The organism is Nocardioides sp. Bht2 (genome assembly GCF_047308515.1).
Classification (GTDB): domain Bacteria; phylum Actinomycetota; class Actinomycetes; order Propionibacteriales; family Nocardioidaceae; genus Nocardioides.
The window spans coordinates 1-16,833 of the sequence record NZ_JBLBWI010000029.1; the positions used below are offsets into that span (position 1 = coordinate 1).

Genomic DNA, 16,833 nt, shown 5'->3' on the forward strand with positions numbered 1-16,833 from the left:
TCCCCCCACCAAACCGGCGAAGTTCCCTCGGCGCAACCTGACCAAACTTACCCGATCCGCTCCACCCCGTCAAACCGGGGCGTTTCGCACCTTCTCCACATGGTCGAGCACAGGACAGCGTCGCTCCTTCCGGAGCTGCAGCCCTGTGCCTGCAGAGATCCGCCGCAATCAGCGGGCCGGGGGCTTCCCTGCCTGCCGCTTGCGGCGACAGGTGAAACATTAGAGAACAAACGGCCTCCAATGCAAAACGAAACGGGGTAACGCCCGCCACACCGGGGTTACCGGCCGGTTTCACCGCTCAGGAGCCCGCTGTTCCGCCGTCTGCAAGGCCTCCAGTTCCGGCTGCCACCACGCGGCTGGGAAGCGGACACCTCCGTTCGCGCGGCGCAGGGTGCCCTCGGCGCTGTAGTTCTCGGCGGCCCGTGCCTGCAGTTCGATCGGCAACGTGCCGTCCGCTCTGACCACCCGCCACCAGGGCACTCCCCCGCCGTGGGTTGCCATCACCCGCGCAACCTGGCGAGGGCCGCCTCTGCCGAGTCGCTGCGCGACAACCTCGGCGATCGCCCCATAGGAGGTCGCCTTACCCACCGGCACCAGCTCCGCGCAGGACAAGACCGCTTCCACGTAGTCGACATCCACCACCGGCCTGGCCACCATCACTTCGTCCCTACCTTGCGCCGTCGTGGAGCGGCACCAGCCCACGACTACGCTGGCCGATGCCTATGGGGATAGCTAGAGGCCCCGAAACGATTGAAGCAGAGGTACCCGATGCCGCACGTCAGCCGCTTCCCGCGGCGAGGGCGCACCCTCTCCACCTGGGCGGTCGTCGCCGCGCTCGGGCTCAGCGCCGGCCTTGCCGGGTGTAGTGACGACGATCCGCCCGGTGACCTCGGCAAACGCCCGGAACCGAGTGCCAGTCAGCCCGCACCGGCTCCGAACGCACCGAACGTCCTGCTGATCACCGCCGACGACATGAGCATCGACGACGTCGCGCACATGCCCGCGCTGCAGGCGCTGATCGCGGATCAGGGGGTCACCCTGACCGACGGGCTCGCCCCTACGCCGCTCTGCGTGCCGGCTCGCGCCTCCCTCTTGACCGGGCAGTACGCGATCAACCACGGAGCGCGCACGATCAAGGGGCGGACCGGCGGGCCGAAAGCCGTGCGGCAACCGCAGCGCACGCTGCCGGTCTGGCTCCAAGGTGCCGGCTACGACACCCTCTTCGTCGGCAAGTACCTGAACGGGTACGGCTTGAAGGACCCGACCCATATCCCCGCTGGCTGGTCGGACTGGCGGGCCAGCATCGACGACAGCACCTACTCCTTCACCGAGACGGAGTTCAACGCCAACGGCCGGATCGTCAAGCCGGAGGGGTACAGCACCGACATCATCGCGGAGATGAGCCGCGAGTCGCTGGAGGCCCGCGACACCTCGCGTCCCTTCTATATGTGGGTCAACTACGTCGCCCCGCACATCGGTGGTCCCCGTGAGTCGGACGACCCCTCGACCGTCTTCGCCGACGATCCGGACGCGCAGCTGAGCACCACCATGCCGGCCGAGAAGTACCGCAACACGATGAGCGACCAAGAGCTGCCGGACGTACCGGAGATGTGGCGCGGCACCAAGGGCAGTCTCTGGTTCCTGCCCGACCACAGCGCCAACTACAAAGCAGCGATGCGCGAGGTCAATCAGCAGCGCCTCGAGTCCCTGCGCAGCGTCGACGATGCCATCGCCAGCACCGTCGCGGAGTTGAAGAAGCAGGGCGTGCTGCGCGACACCTACATCATCGTCACCTCAGACAACGGCTTCATGGTGGGGCACAACAATCGGATGGGGAAGGTGCTCCCCTACGACAACTCGCTGCGGATCCCCATCCTGTTGCGTGGGCCGGGGCTGCCCAAGGGCACGAAGAGCGACCTGCCGGTGACCAACCCCGACCTGGCGGCGACCATCGCTTCCCTGGCCGGAGCCAAGCCGAACCGGCCGATCGATGGCACCGACGTCATGCCCGACCTGCTGAAGCAGAGGACCGGCCAACGCCCGATCCCGATCTCGGCGTGGCCGGTCAAGGGCGGACGTGTCCCGATGTACACCGGAATCCGCTACGGCTCCTACACCTACGTAGTGCCGACCCACGGTCCAGAGGAGCTCTACGACCGCAGTGTCGATCCGGGGGAGAGCCGCAACCTGGCCAAGGGTCCGCGGTACCGCGCGGTACTCAAGCAGCTACGGGCCTGGGAGGCGGAGTACCGGAACTGCTCGGGCGACACCTGCCCGAAGGAGTTCCAGAAGCTCAGCTGAACGATCCCCTACCAACGGAAGAACCCGGTGACCAGACGGTCACCGGGTTCTTCCGTTGTTCAGCCGTTGCTCAGTACGAGGGCTGGCTCGGGTCGATCTGGTTCACCCAGGCAACGACGCCGCCACCCACGTGGACTGCGTTGTCGTAACCGGCGCCCTTGACGATCGCGAGGCACTCGGCCGAGCGAACACCGGACTTGCACTGCAGCACGATCTGCTTGTCCGACGGCAGCTTCTCCAGCGCGGAGCCATTGAGGAAGTCGCCCTTGGGGATCAGCACCGAGCCCGGGATCCTGTTGATCTCGTACTCGTTCGGCTCGCGCACATCGATCAGCACGAAGTCGGTCTCGCCGGCGTCACGCTGCTTGAGCATCGCCTCGAGCTGGTTGACCGAGATCGTCGAGCCGACCGCCGCCTCGGCGGCTTCGTCGGAGACGGCGCCACAGAAGGCGTCGTAGTCGATGAGCTCGGTGACGGTGGCGTTCTCGCCGCAGAGCACGCAGTTCGGGTCCTTGCGGACCTTCAGCTTGCGGTACTCCATCTCGAGTGCGTCGTAGATCATCAGCTTGCCGACCAGCGGCTCGCCGGCGCCGGTGAGCAGCTTGATGCCCTCGTTGACCTGGATCGAACCGATCGAGGCGCACAGGACCCCCAGCACACCACCCTCGGCGCAGGACGGGACCATGCCCGGCGGCGGCGGCTCGGGGTAGAGGCAGCGGTAGCACGGCGCGTTCAGCGACTCGCCGTCCTTGTCGACCGCGTGCGGGAAGAAGACCGAGGCCTGGCCGTCGAAGCGGTAGATCGAGCCCCACACGTACGGGATCTTCAAGAAGTAGGCCGCGTCGTTGACCATGTAGCGGGTCGCGAAGTTGTCGGTTCCGTCGATGATCAGGTCGTAGCCCTCGAAGACCGTGAGCACGTTGTCGTTGTCGAGGCGACCCTCGTGCAGCACAACGTTGACCAGCGGGTTGATCTCGAGGACGGAGTCGCGAGCCGACTGAGCCTTCGGGCGGCCGATGTCGGACTGGCCGTGGATCACCTGGCGCTGCAGGTTGGACTCGTCGACCTCGTCGAACTCGGCGATACCCAGCGTGCCGACACCGGCAGCGGCCAGGTAGAGCAGCGCGGGCGAGCCGAGGCCGCCAGCGCCGATGACCAGGACCTTGGCGTTCTTGAGGCGCTTCTGGCCCGACATCCCGACGTCGGGAATGATCAGGTGACGGCTGTAGCGCCGCACCTCGTCGATGGTCAGCTCGTCAGCGGGTTCCACGAGCGGGGGTAGGGACACGAGAAGTTCTCCTCGGCAATGGAGTGAGTGCTCTGACGACCCACTACAACACGGTTCTGTCCCTCCATGTTCCCTGTGTCGCCAAGCCCTCGCTTCACGATCCCGTCATCCGGACTCAGCGGACCGGGACCTGGCTTGTAGGCTGCGGGTGGTCGCCAGTAGGTGGGCGCCAGTGAGGAGCACCGGGTGAGCACGGATCAGCACAGCGTCGGTGAGCCGCGTCCGCGTGGGGCGCGTATGCCTCGCAAGGCACGTCGAGCTCAACTACTCGAGTCGGCGCTGGAGGTATTCGTCGCTCAGGGGTACCACTCCGCAGCGATGGACGACATCGCCGAGCGCGCCGGCGTCTCCAAGCCGGTTCTCTATCAGCACTTCCCCGGCAAGCTCGAGCTCTATGTCGCGCTGCTCGACGCATCGTGCGACACGGTGATCGCCAGCTGCCGCGAAGCGCTCGCCTCCACCGAGGACAACAAGCAGCGGGTGGCCGCCACGGTCAACGCCTTCTACGACTACGTCGCCTCGGAGTCCGGCGCCTTCCGCCTGGTCTTCGAGTCCGACCTCACCAACGAGCCCGGGATCCGCGACCGCGTGGACCGGGTCACCACCGAGTGCGCCGCGATGATCACCGAGGTGATCCACGAGGACACCGCCCTGCCCGATCGCGCTGCCAACCTGCTCGCCGTCTCCCTGGTCGGAATGGCTCAGGTCAGCGCGCGGTTCTGGGTCAATGACCCCGGCGAGATCAGCAAGGCGGACGCCGCTGCCCTGGTCTCAGCCCTGGCCTGGCGAGGTATCGCCGGGTACCCCAAGCACGACTAACCCACGCACGAAAGGACGTCCGCCATGGAGGTCAAGATCGGAATCCAGCAGGCCGCCCGCGAACTCGTCGTCGAGACCGACGCCGAAGCGGACACCGTGGAGAAGCAGGTCGCCGCAGCCCTCGAGGACGGCTCCGCGCTCGCCCTGACCGACACCAAGGGTCGCCGCATCCTCGTTCCCGGTGCCAAGATCGCCTACGTCGAGATCGGCGGCGGCGTGGCCGGGCACGTGGGCTTCCTCCGCTCCTGAATCGACACCGACCGTGCAGCTCTACGACCTGCTCGCGGCGCTCGTCGGCGGTACCGCCGTCGGCGTGACCGCCCGGGCACTGGCCGACCGGCCTCCCCTGTGGATGTCGGTTCTGGCCGGGGTCGCTGGAAGCCTGCTCGGTACGGCGCTCTACCTGAAGGTCTTCGGCTTCGAACCGGAGACTCCGAACATCGACTGGTGGCAGCACTTCTGGCAGCTCGCCATCGCGGCCGCCGTCACCCTGGTCACGGTTCAGGTCGCACGGCTCGCACCACGCCGCCGCTGAACCGCGTCACGAGCAACAACAAGAACGCCGGTGCCGCACGTCGCTGATCGCGACGGCGGCACCGGCGTTCCTGTCTACCCGAGCGGGTCAGTCGACGACGCTCTCCTGCTCCCGGGCCTCCGGCTTCGGCTGCATCGCCACGGTGGTCCGCAGCTCCGCCTTGGGCATCCGCCAGATCGCCACCAGGGAGATCACCGCGATCGCCGCGGAGACCAGGAAGATCAGGCCGATGTCGTCGCCGTAGGCGTGCCGGATCGCCTCCACCGCGGACGGCGGCATGGCGTTGAAGTCCAGCCCGGAGCCGGCCACCACAGCGGCCTCCTTCGGCGTCAGCTCTCCGCTCTTGACCAGGTCACCGATCGAGACGGCCGACGTGTCGGCCACCCGGTTGGCGAGCACCGCTCCCAGTACCGCGATGCCGACCGTGCCACCGAGCGATCGGAAGAAGGAGACGACGCCGCTGGCGGCACCGATGTCCTTCACGTCGACCGTGTTCTGCACGACCAGCACGACGTTCTGCATCAACGCACCCTGGCCGAGACCCATCAGCACCATGAAGAGGCTGATGTGCCAGATCGGCGTGGTGTGGTCGGTCGGGCCCATCAGCGCCAAGCCGACGATCAGTGCACCGGCACCGAGCATCATCACGGGCTTCCACTTGCCGGTCCGGGTGATGTAGGCACCCGATCCGGTGGCACCGATCATCGAGCCGAAGATCAGCGGGATCATCAGCAGTCCGGCCTGCGTCGGCGAGTAGCCCTGGGCGGTCTGGAAGAACTGGCTCAGGAAGACCGAGGTCCCGAACTGGGCGATGCCGACCGCGATGCTGGCGGTGATCGCGAGCGTGGTGGTGCGCTCCATGATGATCCGCGGCGGCACCAGCGGCTCCGGGTGACGGCGCTCGGTACGGATCGCGAGCACCACCGCGAGCAGGGTGCCGATCAGGAAGTAGCCCGACTCAGCGGAGATCCAGTCGTAGTTCTTGCCGGCGAAGGAGACCCAGACCAGCGGGAGGCTGGCCGCGATCGAGATGTACAGCCCGCCCCACCAGTCGATCTGGACCTTGCGCGGGGAGTGCGAAAGGTGCAGGAACTTCTGGATCATGGCGAGCCCCATCAAGGTGATCGGGACCGCGATGAAGAAGCACCAGCGCCAGCCGAGGCTGTCCACGATCAGCCCACCGAGCAGCGGGCCGGAGACGGTAGCGACCGCCATCACAGCGGCCATGTAGCCGGAGTACTTGCCGCGCTGGCGCGGCGGGATCAGGGTGCCGATGATCGCCTGGGTCAGCGCCATCAGGCCGCCGACGCCGAGGCCTTGCAGCGCTCGCGCGGCGAGCAGCTGCGGGACGTTCGCGACCAGACCGGCAGCGAGCGAGCCGGACAGGAACAGCAGACCGGAGATCTGGACCAACAGCTTCTTGTCGAAGAGGTCGGCCATCTTCGCCCAGATCGGGCTCGAGACGGTCATCGCGAGCAGGGTCGCGGTGACCACCCAGGTGTACTGGGACTGCGACCCCTCGAGGTCGCCGATGATCGTCGGTAGCGCGGTGCTGACGATGGTCGAACTGATCATCGCGACGAACATCATGGCAAGGAGGCCGGCGAGGACCTCCATGATTTCCTTGTGGGTGGGTTCAGCCACCTGCTTCTCTACGGGCGTCATCGCTCCTCCTCATTTCGAAGGGCTGCCGTGGCATCACCCATATTCTTCGTGGTCATGGCGTCGGCGATGTGCTTCAACGTCTGCGCCGCCTCGCGCATCTGGATCTGGTCCCAGTCGCCGAAGTAGTCCCGCATCAACGCGATGTAGGTCTGCTTCAACTCGACCAACCGGGCCCGGCCCTCGTCGGTGATCTCGACGATCTCCGCGCGCCGGTCGTCCGGATCGCGGTCTCGGCTGACCAGCTCCGCCTCGGTGAGCAGAGCCAGATGGCGACTCACGGCAGAGGCGCCGATACCCAGATGGGTGGCGAGCTGGCTGGGGCGCATCGCTCCCAGATCGACCAGGGCCCGCAACAGCGCGGCGTCGCCGCGACGCAGGCCGCCGTTGACAGCGTTGCGGTGCATCACCGAACGCAGCGTGCGCGCGACAGCGAAGAGGTGTATCGCCAACTCGCTCACGGAGTCGTCGCACGGCACGTTGTGCGCGCCGACTGCGACCGCTCGGGGGACGCCAGGATCATTGACCATGTGAACTATATTCGCCGGAAGTAGTTCGCATAGTCAAGTTTCACTTGGTGAAGCTTTCGTCACATGCGTCAACGACAACGCCCCCGACCGGTCGGTCGGGGGCGTGGCGAGGGCGCTGAAGCGAGGCTCAGTGGGCGAGTCCGAGCTCCGCCATCCGGTACGCATGACGCTCGGTCAAGCGGCTGAACATCCGGCCCAACGCCGCAAGATCCATCCCAGGACGGTCCACGCCACCGGCGAGCAGCGCCGAGAGCGCGTCACGCTCCGCAGCGATCCCCTGTGCCTGGGTCAACGCCTCCCCCATCAACCGGCGTCCCCACAGCGCGAGACGGCCGCCGACCCGCGGATCCGCGGCGATCGCCGCCCGCACGTGCTCGACCACGAAGTCACTGTGCTGGGTCCGCTCCAGAGCCGAGAGGATCAGGTCACGCGAGTCGACGTCGAGGAAGGCGGCGATCTCGGCGTAGAAGTCCCGAGCCAGGCCGTCACCTACGTACGCCTTGACCAGGCTCTCCAACCAATCCGCCGGCGCCGTGTGCGCATGGAACGCGTTGAGCGGCTCGCGGAACGGCTCCATCGCCTCGTAAGGGTCGGCCCCCAGCTCGCTCAACCGCTGGTTGAGCCGCAGCGCGTTCTCGAACTCGGCCGCTGCCATCGTCGCCAGATCCACCTTGGCCGCCAACGACGGCGCCGACTTGGCATCCTCGGCCAACCGCTCGAAGGCCACCAGTTCGCCGTACGAGATCACGGCCAGCAGGTCCACCACCGCGGCGCGGTAGTCAGGGTCGTCGAAAGCGATCCGGTCATTTCCGGACGCAGGCGTCGGCGAGGATTCAGTCATGCCGGAAGCGTACCGATAGACTTGACTTGTGCGTGTCTTGCATTGACACCGTATCGGCGCCACCTGGACAAGGATTCCCAGGGTTCGCGCGCCGGCGCATGTGCGCGGTCAGCCCGGTTCCGGAGTCGGCCGCACAGACCTACTCACGGAAGAGAACTTCACAGCGTGACCACCTTCAGAGAACTCGGGGTGATCCCCGAAATCGCCGATGCGCTTGAGCGCGCCGGCATCGTCAAGCCCTTCCCGATCCAGGAGATGACCCTCTCGGTCGCCCTGCTCGGCACCGACCTCATCGGCCAGGCCCGTACCGGTACCGGCAAGACCTTCGCCTTCGGTATCCCCGTCGTCCAGCGCATCGTCGTCCCGACCGACGCCGACTACGCCGAGATGGCGCAGGGCAAGCCCCAGGCGCTGATCGTTGCGCCGACCCGCGAGCTCGCCATCCAGGTGTCCAAGGACGTCGAACTCGCCGGCTCCGACCGCGGCGTCCGCGTGCTCACCGTCTACGGCGGCGTCGGCTACGAGCCGCAACTCGACGCGCTGCAGAGCGGCGTCGACCTCGTCGTAGGTACCCCCGGCCGACTGATCGACCTCAACAACCGCGGCGCCCTCGACCTGTCCCACGTCAAGGCAGTCGTCCTCGACGAGGCCGACGAAATGCTGGACCTGGGCTTCCTGCCCGACGTCGAGCGTCTCCTCTCGAAGACCCCCGAGACGCGCCAGACCATGCTCTTCTCGGCCACCATGCCCGCCGCGATCATCGCCCTGGCACGCAGCCACATGCGCCACCCGATGAACATCCGTGCGGAGTCGGCCGACGACAACCAAACCGTGCCGGCCACCGCGCAGTTCATCTACCAGGCCCACGACCTCGACAAGACCGAGATCATCGGCCGGATCCTGCAGGCCGACGACGCCGACAAGGTGATCGTCTTCACCCGCACCAAGCGCCAGGCGCAGCGCGTTGCCGACGACCTCGTCGAGCGCGGCTTCAACGCCAGCCCGTTGCACGGCGACATGCAGCAGACGTCGCGGGAGAAGGCGCTGACCCGCTTCCGCGAGGACAAGCTCAAGGTCCTGGTCGCCACCGACGTCGCTGCCCGCGGTATCGACGTCGCCGGCGTCAGCCACGTCATCAACTACACCTGCACCGAGGACGAGAAGACCTACGTGCACCGGATCGGCCGGACCGGCCGGGCCGGCGCCACCGGTGTCGCGGTGACCTTCGTCGACTGGGCCGACCTGACCCGCTGGAAGGTCATCAACAAGGCACTCGACCTGCCGTTCGACGAGCCGCAGGAGACCTACTCGACCTCCCCGCACCTGTACACCGACCTCGGCATCGCGCCCGGGACCAAGGGCCGGATCGCCGCGCCCAAGGAGCAGACCGAGCGCGCTGAGCGCAACGACCGCGGTGAGGCCAAGGAGAAGCCGTCCCGCCCACGTCGCTCCCGCAACCGGGTCCGCACCCGTGGTGGCCAAGCTGTCGAGGTCGCTGCCGGCGAGACCGCGCCCGCCGAGGACGCAGCTCCCGCCACCGGCCCCGAAGGCTCGGATGGCGAGGGTGCCGACGCCAAGCCGCGCCAGCGCCGACGCCGTCGTCGCAGCGGCTCGTCCGCCGCGAAGACCAGCGCCGAGGGCTCCGCACCGGTGGAGGCAGCTGCTGCAGCCGAGTAGCACCTGACGTGCTCCGCCGCCCGCGACGTCATCCGTTTCGTGGGAGCGGGTACACACCACGTAAGACGTCCCGCAGGCTTGCCTGCGGGACGTCATGCATTTGGTGGGAACGGATCCTCGGAACGGACGACGTCCGCTCAGGCGACGACGACCACCGAGGTGCCCAATGGCGCGAACTCCCACATCGCCTTGGCGTCGACGGTGCGCTGCCGGATGCAGCCGTGCGAGAGCGGCGTCCCGAGTTGGGCGTGGGTCTGTACCGGCGCACCGTCGTCGATCGGGATGTCGTGGAACCCGATCGCGGCGTTCGGGCCGCGGGTGAAACGGACGAACCAACGCATTGTTCCCGAGTCGTCGATCCCCCAGGCCTGCTCCGACCGCGAATAGACGCGGTAGCTGCCCGGATGCAGGTTGTCGTAGGCGCTCCCGGAGACCAGATAGCTCCGTTGGGTAGTGCCGTCTGCGCGGACCAGCCAGACCCGCTGCGCCGACTGACTGAAGACCACCCGGCGGCCTTCTCCCGAGCGCTTGGGGACGGACGGCCGACCCGACCGCCGCGGTTCGAGCACCATCCGCGCCTGCGGGGCGACCCGCGAGCTTCCGGCACCCAGGACCGCACCCGACAGCTGACGGCGCTGCTCGTCGGGCTCGCTCGCGGTCACCGTCTCGACCACCTCGGCAGGAGTCACTGCGACCCCGACGCCGACAACGAGGCCGGTGCCGAGGATCGAACCGGTCAGCGCCAGCCAGCGGCCACCGCGTCGCGCTGTGGGCCGTACCCGACGCCCCGCAGGCCGGGGCGTACTGCGATGTCGTCCCACGAGCGTCCGATCACGCCTCGGCGCGGCGAGCAAGCAGACCAGCGGCGACCTCGCGGTACGCGATGGCGCCCTTGCTGGCCCGGTTCAGCGCGAGGATCGAACGACCTGCGGCCGGCGCCTCGGCGAACTTGATGGTCTTCGGGATCGGCGGCTCGACCACCTCGAGGTCGTAGGTCTCCGAGATGTTCTCCAACACCCGGCGCGCGTGGTTCGTCCGGCCGTCGAAGAGCGTCGGCAGGACACCCCAGACAGCAAGCCGGCGGTTCGTGAAGCGGCGCACGTCGTGGACGGTGTCGAGCAACTGCCCGACACCACGGTGCGAGAGAGTCTCGCACTGCAGCGGGATCAGCACGGCGTCCGCGGCCGTCAACGCGGCCACGGTGAGCACGCCGAGCGACGGCGGGCAGTCCAGCAGAACCCAGTCGTACCCCTCGCCGAGCTCGGCGAGCCGTTCGAGAGCGCCACGGACCACGTACTCCCGCCCGGTCCGGGTCAACAGATCGGCCTCGGCACGCGCCAACTCGATCGTCGCGGGGAGCAGGTCGACGCCGTCCTCTGTGGTGAGCAGGGCCTCCGTGATGTCGAGGTCCTTGGTCAGCACCTGATGTACCGAGAGCTCCAGATCCTCGGGATCGACGCCCAAGGAGAAGGTCAGGCAGGCCTGCGGGTCCAGGTCGATCAGCAGCACCCGCTGGCCGAGCTCGGCCAGGGCAGCGCCCAGGGAGGCGACGGTGGTCGTCTTGGCGACGCCACCCTTCTGGTTGGCGATCGCGAGCGTTGTCGTGGTCATCACCGACCATCATGCCGGACCTCAGCGACCCGCGGACAGGGATCGGTTCACTTGCCGAAGACCCGCGGGGCAGGTTGGCTGTCTCCCATGACCTCCTCCCCCACGGCGCTGGTCACCGGCGCCACCGCCGGTATCGGCCGCGAGTTCGTCGAACAGTTGGCCGCCTCCGGCCACGACCTGATCCTGGTCGCCCGGGACGCCGCCCGCCTGGAGTCGGTGGCCGCCGAAGTCCGCGCCCGGCACGGCGGCGCCGTCGAGATCCTCGCCGCCGACCTCACCGACCGCACCGAGCTGGCCAAGGTCGAGGCCCGGCTCGCCGACGCCGACCGGCCCGTCGACCTCCTGATCAACAACGCCGGCTTCGGGCTCAAAGAACGGTTCCTGGTCAACGACATCGAGGCCGAGCAGCAGATGCTCGACGTCCTGGTCGTCGCGGTCCTGCGGCTCAGCCACGCCGCTCTCGGCGCGATGGTGGCGCGTCGCCACGGCGCGATCGTCAACGTCTCGAGCGTGGCCAGCTTCCTGCCGCGCGGCACCTACAGCGCGGCCAAGGCCTGGGTGAACAGTTTCAGCGAGTGGGCGCACGCCGAGTACGCCGCCGACGGCGTCCAGGTGATGGCCCTCTGTCCCGGGTTCGTGAAGACCGAGTTCCACCAGCGGATGGAGGTGAGCCGCGACTCCGCGCCCGGCTTCCTCTGGCTGGAGGCGCCCGCCCTGGTCAGCGAGGCGCTCGCCGACCTGGACCGCGGCCGCCGGATCTCGATCCCCTCCAAGCGGTACCGAGCGATCGTCCGAGCGGCCCGGATCGTCCCGACCGGACTGCTCCAGCGGGCCCAGTCGCTCGGCCGGAGGTAGCCCGAACCCAGGCGACTGGGCTCACCGCGTCGGGGGCTCAGCCCTCGCCGGCGATGAACGCGCGCACGGCGTCGGCGACCATCTGCACCGCGATCGCGGAGAGCAGCAGGCCGGCGATCCGGGTGACCAGCATGACGCCGCCCTCCCGGATCACCTTGAGGATCCGTACCGAGAACCGCATCGTCAGCCAGAGCACGATGTGCACGCTGACGATCCCGATCGCCAGCGCGGAGATCTCGGGAGCGGTGTCCGCCTTCTGCACGAAGAGCATCACCGCCACGATCGCGCCCGGTCCGGCCAGCAGCGGTGTACCCAGCGGCACCAGCGCGACGTTGGTCTCGCCGCTGGTGGTCGGATCCTTGTCATAGCCCATCAACAGCTCCAACGCGACCAGCAACAGGAGCAGGCCACCGGCGCATTGCAGCGCGGGGATGGAGATGTGCATGTAGGCCAAGATCCCCTGGCCGAAGAGGGCGAAGATGGTGATCACCAGGAAGGAGACGCAGACCGCCTGCCAGGCCGCCTTGCGGACCGACGCCGCGGAGCGACCGGCGGTCAGTGAGAGGAAGACCGGGATCGTGCCCGGCGGGTCCATGATCACGAAGAGGGTCACGAAGACCTCGGTGAGCATGGTCAGCTGGATCACTTCGTTCATCGGCCGACCACCTCCGGGGTCCGGCGTCCGGAGCGGGCCGCGGCGTCGGCAGCAAGCTCCAGGAGTCGTTGGTACTGCTCGGGTTCGGTCAGGTTGCAGCCCAACTCGTGGTCGGTCTTGCCCAGACCGTGGTGGTCGCTGGAGCCGGTGATCACCAGGTCCAGGTCGACCGCGAGCGCCCGGAGCCGACCGCGGGTGGCGTCGTCGTGGTCCTGATGGTCGACCTCCAGTCCGCCGAGGCCGAGCTCGGCAAGCGCGGCGATCTCCCGCTCGTCGAGGGTCTCCGGCAGGTGCCGTCCCCAGACGTGGGCCAGCACCGAGACCCCACCCGCCTGCTCGACGAGGGCGATCATCTCGCGCAGACCGGCCGAGAAGCGGTGCACGTGACCGGGGCGGCCCGGGCTCAGCCACTGCGCGAACGCCTGGTCACGATGACCGACCACGCCCAGCGCCACCAGGGCGTCGGCCACGTGCGGGCGCCCGACCGCGGCAGCGCCGTCAGCATGCGCGACGACGTCCTCGACGGTGATCTCGATACCGTGCGCGGTCAGCCGCTCGACGATCGCCGGGACACGGGCGTTCCGCGCGTCCAGCACCGTGGCGAGTGTCGCGCTCAACGGCGGGTAACCAGGGTCGGGAAGGTAGGCCAACAGGTGTACCGCGCGTCCTTCGAACTCCGTGCTGATCTCCATCCCGGGAACCAGGGTGATGCCGAGCTCGCGAGCCGCGGCCGATGCTTCACCCCAGCCCTCGGCGGTGTCATGGTCGGTCAGGGCGATCACGTCCAGGCCGGCCCGAGCCGCGGCGGTCATCAGATCTGCAGGAGTCTGCGTTCCATCGCTTGCGCGTGAGTGGGTATGCAGATCAATCCTCACCACGGCAGCCTACGACTCCGGCGCCCCGGGTAGTTAACTCGCGAGTCACCACGGCGGGGCAGCCCCTCCGAAGGGCACGTCGAGCAGGGCACCACCCATATGGGAGAGGTCGGCCAGCGCCCACCCCTCGGTGAGCAGGAGCAGGGCTGAGGCGGGCCGCAGAATCAGCCAGAGCCAGCGCCCCTGCGCTTCCCCGGCAGCCACGCTCCGCTCGAAGCCGGCTCCGGCGACGCTCACCGGCCACAGCGGCAACGTCTGCTGATCGACCCTGACCCGCGGCCCCGGCTGGGCGTTCCGGATCTGGGTGCCCGGGTCGCTCTGCGCCAGGCCGGCACAGCGAGCGCCCAGCCCGATCCCCGGCTCCTCCGCGACCACGGTGATCTCGATCGGCCCGTCGACACTCGTCGTGGCGGCCACCGAGGTCAATGTCGCCAACGGGTGGGTCGACTCGCCGACCACGGCGAAGTCCGTCACCCGCCAGGCATCGGCCAGCGGCCACGGAAGATAGGTAGGGAAGCCGTCAGCGACCTGCAGGTGCTCGGCGAAGGTGTCGTAGTCGACCACCTCGGGTCGCCGTAGAGGGGCGACCGCGCCGTGAGTGGCGCAGACCCACCCGGCCGCCGCCGGCCGCAACGGCACAGGGCAGCGCGGGCAGGTCACGAGCAGTGTCACCGGAGTGACTCAGGCGCCGCCGCCTCCAGCCTTGCGGCGATGCATCTTGGGAGCGGCTCCCCCGGCCACCTCGGCCCCATGCGCCTTCTCACGCACCGGGCCGTCCTGGTGGACCCCTTGCTCGTTGTTGTTCTTACGGTCCAACGCTTCGCGCATTCGGGCCTTGAGGTCCTGGTTTGCCTCACTGGCATCAGTCATCGCGGTCTCCTGTTCGCAGGTGTCCTGATCCACCATGACAAATCTCAGGCCAACAGACCAGACCTTTCCTCGGGACCGCCTACGTCTCTTCGAGTGGGCAAGGTAGTTTGCGCTCATGATCCGGACCCGTCTCCGCTGGCCTGCCGCCGTCCTCGCCAGCGCGCTCACCATCGCCAGCCTGACCGGGTGCGGCGGTTCCGACGACAAGAAGAAGGACGCCGGCTCCGAGCCCAGCAGCGAGGCGAGCTCGGCGCCCGAGAGCTCGTCGACGCCGTCAGAGACGCCGACCGAGCCGGAGGCGACCACCGTCGACTTCGGCAAGCCCGCGAAGGGACCGAAGATCCGCGGCAACGGCTACCGCTTCCGCGTCCCGGCCTCCTGGGTCGAGGACACCGCCGGAGCCAAGGAGCTCGACGGCGACATCGACACCGCCGCATGGGAACGCGACGGCAAGGACGGCTTCCGCAACAACGTCGCGGTCACCTACATCGTGGCTTCGGGCGGCGACCTCGACGGCCTCGAGGAGAGCATCACCGAGCAGCTGACCGCGGAGGCCAGCAAGCTGGAGACTCTGGACCGGGTCTTCATCGACGCCCGTCCGGCCACCCACCACCGCGGCACGATGAAGGCCTCTCCCGCTCCGTACCTGCTCGACCAGTACGCGGTGATCGACGACGAGGGCCGGGTCACCGTGATCGGCTTCTCCTACCCGACGACGCTGGCGGCCAAGAAGCGCGACGCGATCACGAACTCGATCCTCGCGTCGTGGAAGTGGACCTCCTGACAGACGCCTGATCGGCGTGAGTCGGCAAACGCAACGGCCGCCGTCCCTGCCCGAAGGCGGGGACGGCGGCCGTTGGTCACTGTGGGGCTCAGCCCTTCAGCTGGTAGTCCTTGAGCAGGGCCTTGCCGATGATCATCTTCTGGATGTCGCTGGTGCCCTCGCCGATCAGCATGAACTTCACCTCACGCATGATCCGCTCGATCTCGTACTCCTTGGAGTAGCCGTAGCCACCGTGGATCCGGAACGAGTCCTCGACCACCTCGTTGGCGTACTCACTGGCCACCATCTTCGCCATGCCGGCCTCGACGTCCATCCGGCGACCGGTGTCCTTGAGGCGGGCGGCGCGGACCATCATGTTGTGCGCCGTCTCGACCTTGGTCGCCATCTCGGCGAGCCGGAAGAGCACCGCCTGGTGCTCGGCGATCGGCTTGCCGAAGGTGTGCCGCTGCTGGGCGTAGGAGATGCCCAACTCGAAGCCACGCCAGGCCAGACCACAGGCGCGGGCCGCTACGTTGACGCGACCCACCTCGACGCCGTCCATCATCTGGAAGAAGCCCTTGCCGGGCTCTCCACCCAGGATCTGCTCGGCAGCGATCTGGTGGCCCTCGAAGATCATCTCCGTGGTGTCGATGCCCTTGTAGCCCATCTTGTCGATCTTCCCGGGCACGGTGATGCCCTGGGCGACCTCGCCGAAGCCGGGGGTCTTCTCGACCAGGAAGGTGGTCATGTTCTTGTAGACCGAGGAGGCACCCTCGTCGGTCTTGGTCAACACCGCGACCAGGGTGGAGGAGCCACCGTTGGTCAGCCACATCTTCTGGCCGGTGATCGCGTAGCTGCCGTCGGCGTTCTTGACCGCCTTGGTCGCCACCGCGGAGACGTCGGAGCCCAGGCCGGGCTCGGACATCGAGAAGGCACCGCGCACCTCGCCGGTCGCCATCCGGGGCAGGTAGTTGCGCTTCTGCTCCTCGGTGCCGTGCTTCATCAGCATGTAGGCGACGATGAAGTGGGTGTTGATGACACCGGAGACGCTCATCCAACCGCGGGCGATCTCCTCCACGCAGAGCGCGTAGGTCAGCAGCGACTCACCGAGGCCGCCGTACTCCTCGGGGATCATGATGCCGAAGATGCCGAGCTCCTTGAGTCCCTCGACGATCTCGGTGGGGTACTCGTCGGCGTGCTCCAGCTCCTGGGCGACCGGGATGATCTTCTCGTCCACGAACTGTCGGACCGTCTTCAGGATCTCTTCCTGAATGTCGGTCAATCCCTCGGTCTGACACAGTCGCCCCATTTGGCACCTTCCTCACTCACCCGCCTGCGCGGGCGATCGGCTACCTGGGCATGTTAGTGACTCTTAACCTGCCCGCACGAGGGTTCCTTCTAGTGAGACAAGCCACACGCCGCCGATCAGGGGCACGAACCGCCACCGCGGCACCCCTGATCAGGAGCCACGAACTCGCAGCTTCGCGCCTCGCTCCAGATAGTCCCTGACGAAAAGCCCCTGAAATCGTCGATTTCAGGGGCTTTTCGTCA

Annotated in this window: 19 protein-coding genes; 7 read left to right on the top strand and 12 right to left on the bottom strand. The window is 67.8% G+C overall.

Going from position 1 to position 16,833, the window contains the following annotated elements:
- Positions 1-291 precede the first annotated feature (291 nt).
- The gene (locus ACLM5J_RS20485) at positions 292-657 is read right to left on the bottom strand and encodes an MGMT family protein (RefSeq protein WP_413658534.1); all 366 of its coding nucleotides are present in this window, start codon (positions 655-657) and stop codon (positions 292-294) included.
- 111 nt (positions 658-768) lie between these two features.
- On the opposite strand from ACLM5J_RS20485, the gene ACLM5J_RS20490 reads away from it, so the two are divergent.
- Entirely contained in the window at positions 769-2,301 is a 1,533-nt protein-coding gene (locus ACLM5J_RS20490; RefSeq protein ID WP_413658535.1) for a sulfatase, read from the top strand.
- Between the two features lie 70 nt (positions 2,302-2,371).
- Here ACLM5J_RS20490 and moeZ read toward each other — a convergent pair whose 3' ends face one another.
- On the bottom strand, positions 2,372-3,589 hold the full coding sequence (moeZ, locus tag ACLM5J_RS20495; RefSeq protein WP_413658536.1) for an adenylyltransferase/sulfurtransferase MoeZ: 1,218 nt from the start codon (positions 3,587-3,589) through the stop codon (positions 2,372-2,374).
- A gap of 237 nt (positions 3,590-3,826) precedes the next feature.
- Between moeZ and ACLM5J_RS20500 the strand changes: the two genes are divergently transcribed.
- Genes ACLM5J_RS20500 through ACLM5J_RS20510 form a run of 3 tightly spaced genes read left to right on the top strand, consistent with a single transcriptional unit; the run spans position 3,827 to position 4,943 of the window.
- Complete coding sequence (locus ACLM5J_RS20500; protein ID WP_413658552.1) at positions 3,827-4,408, top strand: TetR/AcrR family transcriptional regulator; 582 nt, start codon at positions 3,827-3,829, stop codon at positions 4,406-4,408.
- Between the two features lie 24 nt (positions 4,409-4,432).
- Positions 4,433-4,657 carry a DUF3107 domain-containing protein gene (locus ACLM5J_RS20505; protein ID WP_413658537.1) on the top strand — a complete coding sequence of 75 codons (225 nt, stop codon included), beginning with the start codon at positions 4,433-4,435 and terminating at the stop codon, positions 4,655-4,657.
- 13 nt (positions 4,658-4,670) lie between these two features.
- Positions 4,671-4,943 carry a hypothetical protein gene (locus tag ACLM5J_RS20510; RefSeq protein WP_413658538.1) on the top strand — a complete coding sequence of 91 codons (273 nt, stop codon included), beginning with the start codon at positions 4,671-4,673 and terminating at the stop codon, positions 4,941-4,943.
- 87 nt (positions 4,944-5,030) lie between these two features.
- Here ACLM5J_RS20510 and ACLM5J_RS20515 read toward each other — a convergent pair whose 3' ends face one another.
- From ACLM5J_RS20515 to ACLM5J_RS20525, 3 genes are all read right to left on the bottom strand, one after another.
- Positions 5,031-6,608 (bottom strand): MFS transporter, encoded by a 1,578-nt coding sequence (locus ACLM5J_RS20515; RefSeq protein WP_413658539.1) that lies wholly within the window; start codon positions 6,606-6,608, stop codon positions 5,031-5,033.
- Complete coding sequence (locus ACLM5J_RS20520; RefSeq protein WP_413658540.1) at positions 6,605-7,135, bottom strand: MarR family winged helix-turn-helix transcriptional regulator; 531 nt, start codon at positions 7,133-7,135, stop codon at positions 6,605-6,607. The genes ACLM5J_RS20515 and ACLM5J_RS20520 overlap by 4 nt, the downstream gene beginning before the upstream one ends.
- A gap of 127 nt (positions 7,136-7,262) precedes the next feature.
- On the bottom strand, positions 7,263-7,976 hold the full coding sequence (locus tag ACLM5J_RS20525) for a ferritin-like fold-containing protein (protein ID WP_413658541.1): 714 nt from the start codon (positions 7,974-7,976) through the stop codon (positions 7,263-7,265).
- A gap of 165 nt (positions 7,977-8,141) precedes the next feature.
- Here ACLM5J_RS20525 and ACLM5J_RS20530 point away from each other — a divergent pair, with 165 nt between their 5' ends.
- Positions 8,142-9,653, top strand: a complete 1,512-nt coding sequence (locus ACLM5J_RS20530; RefSeq protein WP_413658542.1) for a DEAD/DEAH box helicase — start codon at positions 8,142-8,144, stop codon at positions 9,651-9,653.
- 137 nt (positions 9,654-9,790) lie between these two features.
- On the opposite strand, the gene ACLM5J_RS20535 is transcribed toward ACLM5J_RS20530, so the two are convergent.
- Entirely contained in the window at positions 9,791-10,474 is a 684-nt protein-coding gene (locus ACLM5J_RS20535) for a L,D-transpeptidase (protein ID WP_413658543.1), read from the bottom strand.
- Between the two features lie 10 nt (positions 10,475-10,484).
- Positions 10,485-11,264 carry a ParA family protein gene (locus ACLM5J_RS20540; RefSeq protein WP_413658544.1) on the bottom strand — a complete coding sequence of 260 codons (780 nt, stop codon included), beginning with the start codon at positions 11,262-11,264 and terminating at the stop codon, positions 10,485-10,487.
- An 87-nt stretch (positions 11,265-11,351) separates the two neighbouring features.
- Here ACLM5J_RS20540 and ACLM5J_RS20545 point away from each other — a divergent pair, with 87 nt between their 5' ends.
- Positions 11,352-12,119 carry an SDR family NAD(P)-dependent oxidoreductase gene (locus ACLM5J_RS20545; protein ID WP_413658545.1) on the top strand — a complete coding sequence of 256 codons (768 nt, stop codon included), beginning with the start codon at positions 11,352-11,354 and terminating at the stop codon, positions 12,117-12,119.
- Between the two features lie 37 nt (positions 12,120-12,156).
- Here ACLM5J_RS20545 and ACLM5J_RS20550 read toward each other — a convergent pair whose 3' ends face one another.
- From ACLM5J_RS20550 to ACLM5J_RS20565, 4 genes are read right to left on the bottom strand one after another with little or no spacing between them, the layout of a single operon-like run.
- On the bottom strand, positions 12,157-12,774 hold the full coding sequence (locus ACLM5J_RS20550) for a MarC family protein (RefSeq protein WP_413658546.1): 618 nt from the start codon (positions 12,772-12,774) through the stop codon (positions 12,157-12,159).
- Complete coding sequence (locus tag ACLM5J_RS20555; RefSeq protein WP_413658547.1) at positions 12,771-13,649, bottom strand: PHP domain-containing protein; 879 nt, start codon at positions 13,647-13,649, stop codon at positions 12,771-12,773. The genes ACLM5J_RS20550 and ACLM5J_RS20555 overlap by 4 nt, the downstream gene beginning before the upstream one ends.
- 45 nt (positions 13,650-13,694) lie before the next feature.
- Positions 13,695-14,321 (bottom strand): DUF6758 family protein, encoded by a 627-nt coding sequence (locus tag ACLM5J_RS20560; RefSeq protein WP_413658548.1) that lies wholly within the window; start codon positions 14,319-14,321, stop codon positions 13,695-13,697.
- Between the two features lie 9 nt (positions 14,322-14,330).
- A complete protein-coding gene (locus tag ACLM5J_RS20565; protein WP_413658549.1) occupies positions 14,331-14,519 on the bottom strand; it encodes a DUF5302 domain-containing protein in 189 nt (62 codons plus the stop codon).
- Positions 14,520-14,634: 115 nt separating this feature from the next.
- Here ACLM5J_RS20565 and ACLM5J_RS20570 point away from each other — a divergent pair, with 115 nt between their 5' ends.
- Positions 14,635-15,303, top strand: coding sequence for a hypothetical protein (locus ACLM5J_RS20570; RefSeq protein ID WP_413658550.1), 669 nt, complete (start codon positions 14,635-14,637; stop codon positions 15,301-15,303).
- 88 nt (positions 15,304-15,391) lie between these two features.
- Here the strand turns inward: ACLM5J_RS20570 and ACLM5J_RS20575 are convergent, their stop codons facing one another.
- Positions 15,392-16,591 (bottom strand): acyl-CoA dehydrogenase family protein, encoded by a 1,200-nt coding sequence (locus tag ACLM5J_RS20575; protein ID WP_413658551.1) that lies wholly within the window; start codon positions 16,589-16,591, stop codon positions 15,392-15,394.
- Between the last annotated feature and the right edge of the window lie 242 nt (positions 16,592-16,833).

Excerpts from the sequence above, each read along its gene's own strand:
- ACLM5J_RS20550 (WP_413658546.1), bottom strand. The coding sequence starts at position 12,774 with ATGAACGAAGTGATCCAGCTGACCATGCTCACCGAGGTCTTCGTGACC.
- ACLM5J_RS20545 (WP_413658545.1), top strand. The coding sequence starts at position 11,352 with ATGACCTCCTCCCCCACGGCGCTGGTCACCGGCGCCACCGCCGGTATC.
- ACLM5J_RS20520 (WP_413658540.1), bottom strand. The coding sequence starts at position 7,135 with ATGGTCAATGATCCTGGCGTCCCCCGAGCGGTCGCAGTCGGCGCGCAC.
- ACLM5J_RS20570 (WP_413658550.1), top strand. The coding sequence starts at position 14,635 with ATGATCCGGACCCGTCTCCGCTGGCCTGCCGCCGTCCTCGCCAGCGCG.
- ACLM5J_RS20540 (WP_413658544.1), bottom strand. The coding sequence starts at position 11,264 with ATGACCACGACAACGCTCGCGATCGCCAACCAGAAGGGTGGCGTCGCC.
- ACLM5J_RS20500 (WP_413658552.1), top strand. The coding sequence starts at position 3,827 with ATGCCTCGCAAGGCACGTCGAGCTCAACTACTCGAGTCGGCGCTGGAG.
- ACLM5J_RS20505 (WP_413658537.1), top strand. The coding sequence starts at position 4,433 with ATGGAGGTCAAGATCGGAATCCAGCAGGCCGCCCGCGAACTCGTCGTC.
- ACLM5J_RS20485 (WP_413658534.1), bottom strand. The coding sequence starts at position 657 with ATGGTGGCCAGGCCGGTGGTGGATGTCGACTACGTGGAAGCGGTCTTG.
- ACLM5J_RS20565 (WP_413658549.1), bottom strand. The coding sequence starts at position 14,519 with ATGACTGATGCCAGTGAGGCAAACCAGGACCTCAAGGCCCGAATGCGC.
- ACLM5J_RS20575 (WP_413658551.1), bottom strand. The coding sequence starts at position 16,591 with ATGGGGCGACTGTGTCAGACCGAGGGATTGACCGACATTCAGGAAGAG.
- ACLM5J_RS20515 (WP_413658539.1), bottom strand. The coding sequence starts at position 6,608 with ATGACGCCCGTAGAGAAGCAGGTGGCTGAACCCACCCACAAGGAAATC.
- ACLM5J_RS20490 (WP_413658535.1), top strand. The coding sequence starts at position 769 with ATGCCGCACGTCAGCCGCTTCCCGCGGCGAGGGCGCACCCTCTCCACC.
- ACLM5J_RS20525 (WP_413658541.1), bottom strand. The coding sequence starts at position 7,976 with ATGACTGAATCCTCGCCGACGCCTGCGTCCGGAAATGACCGGATCGCT.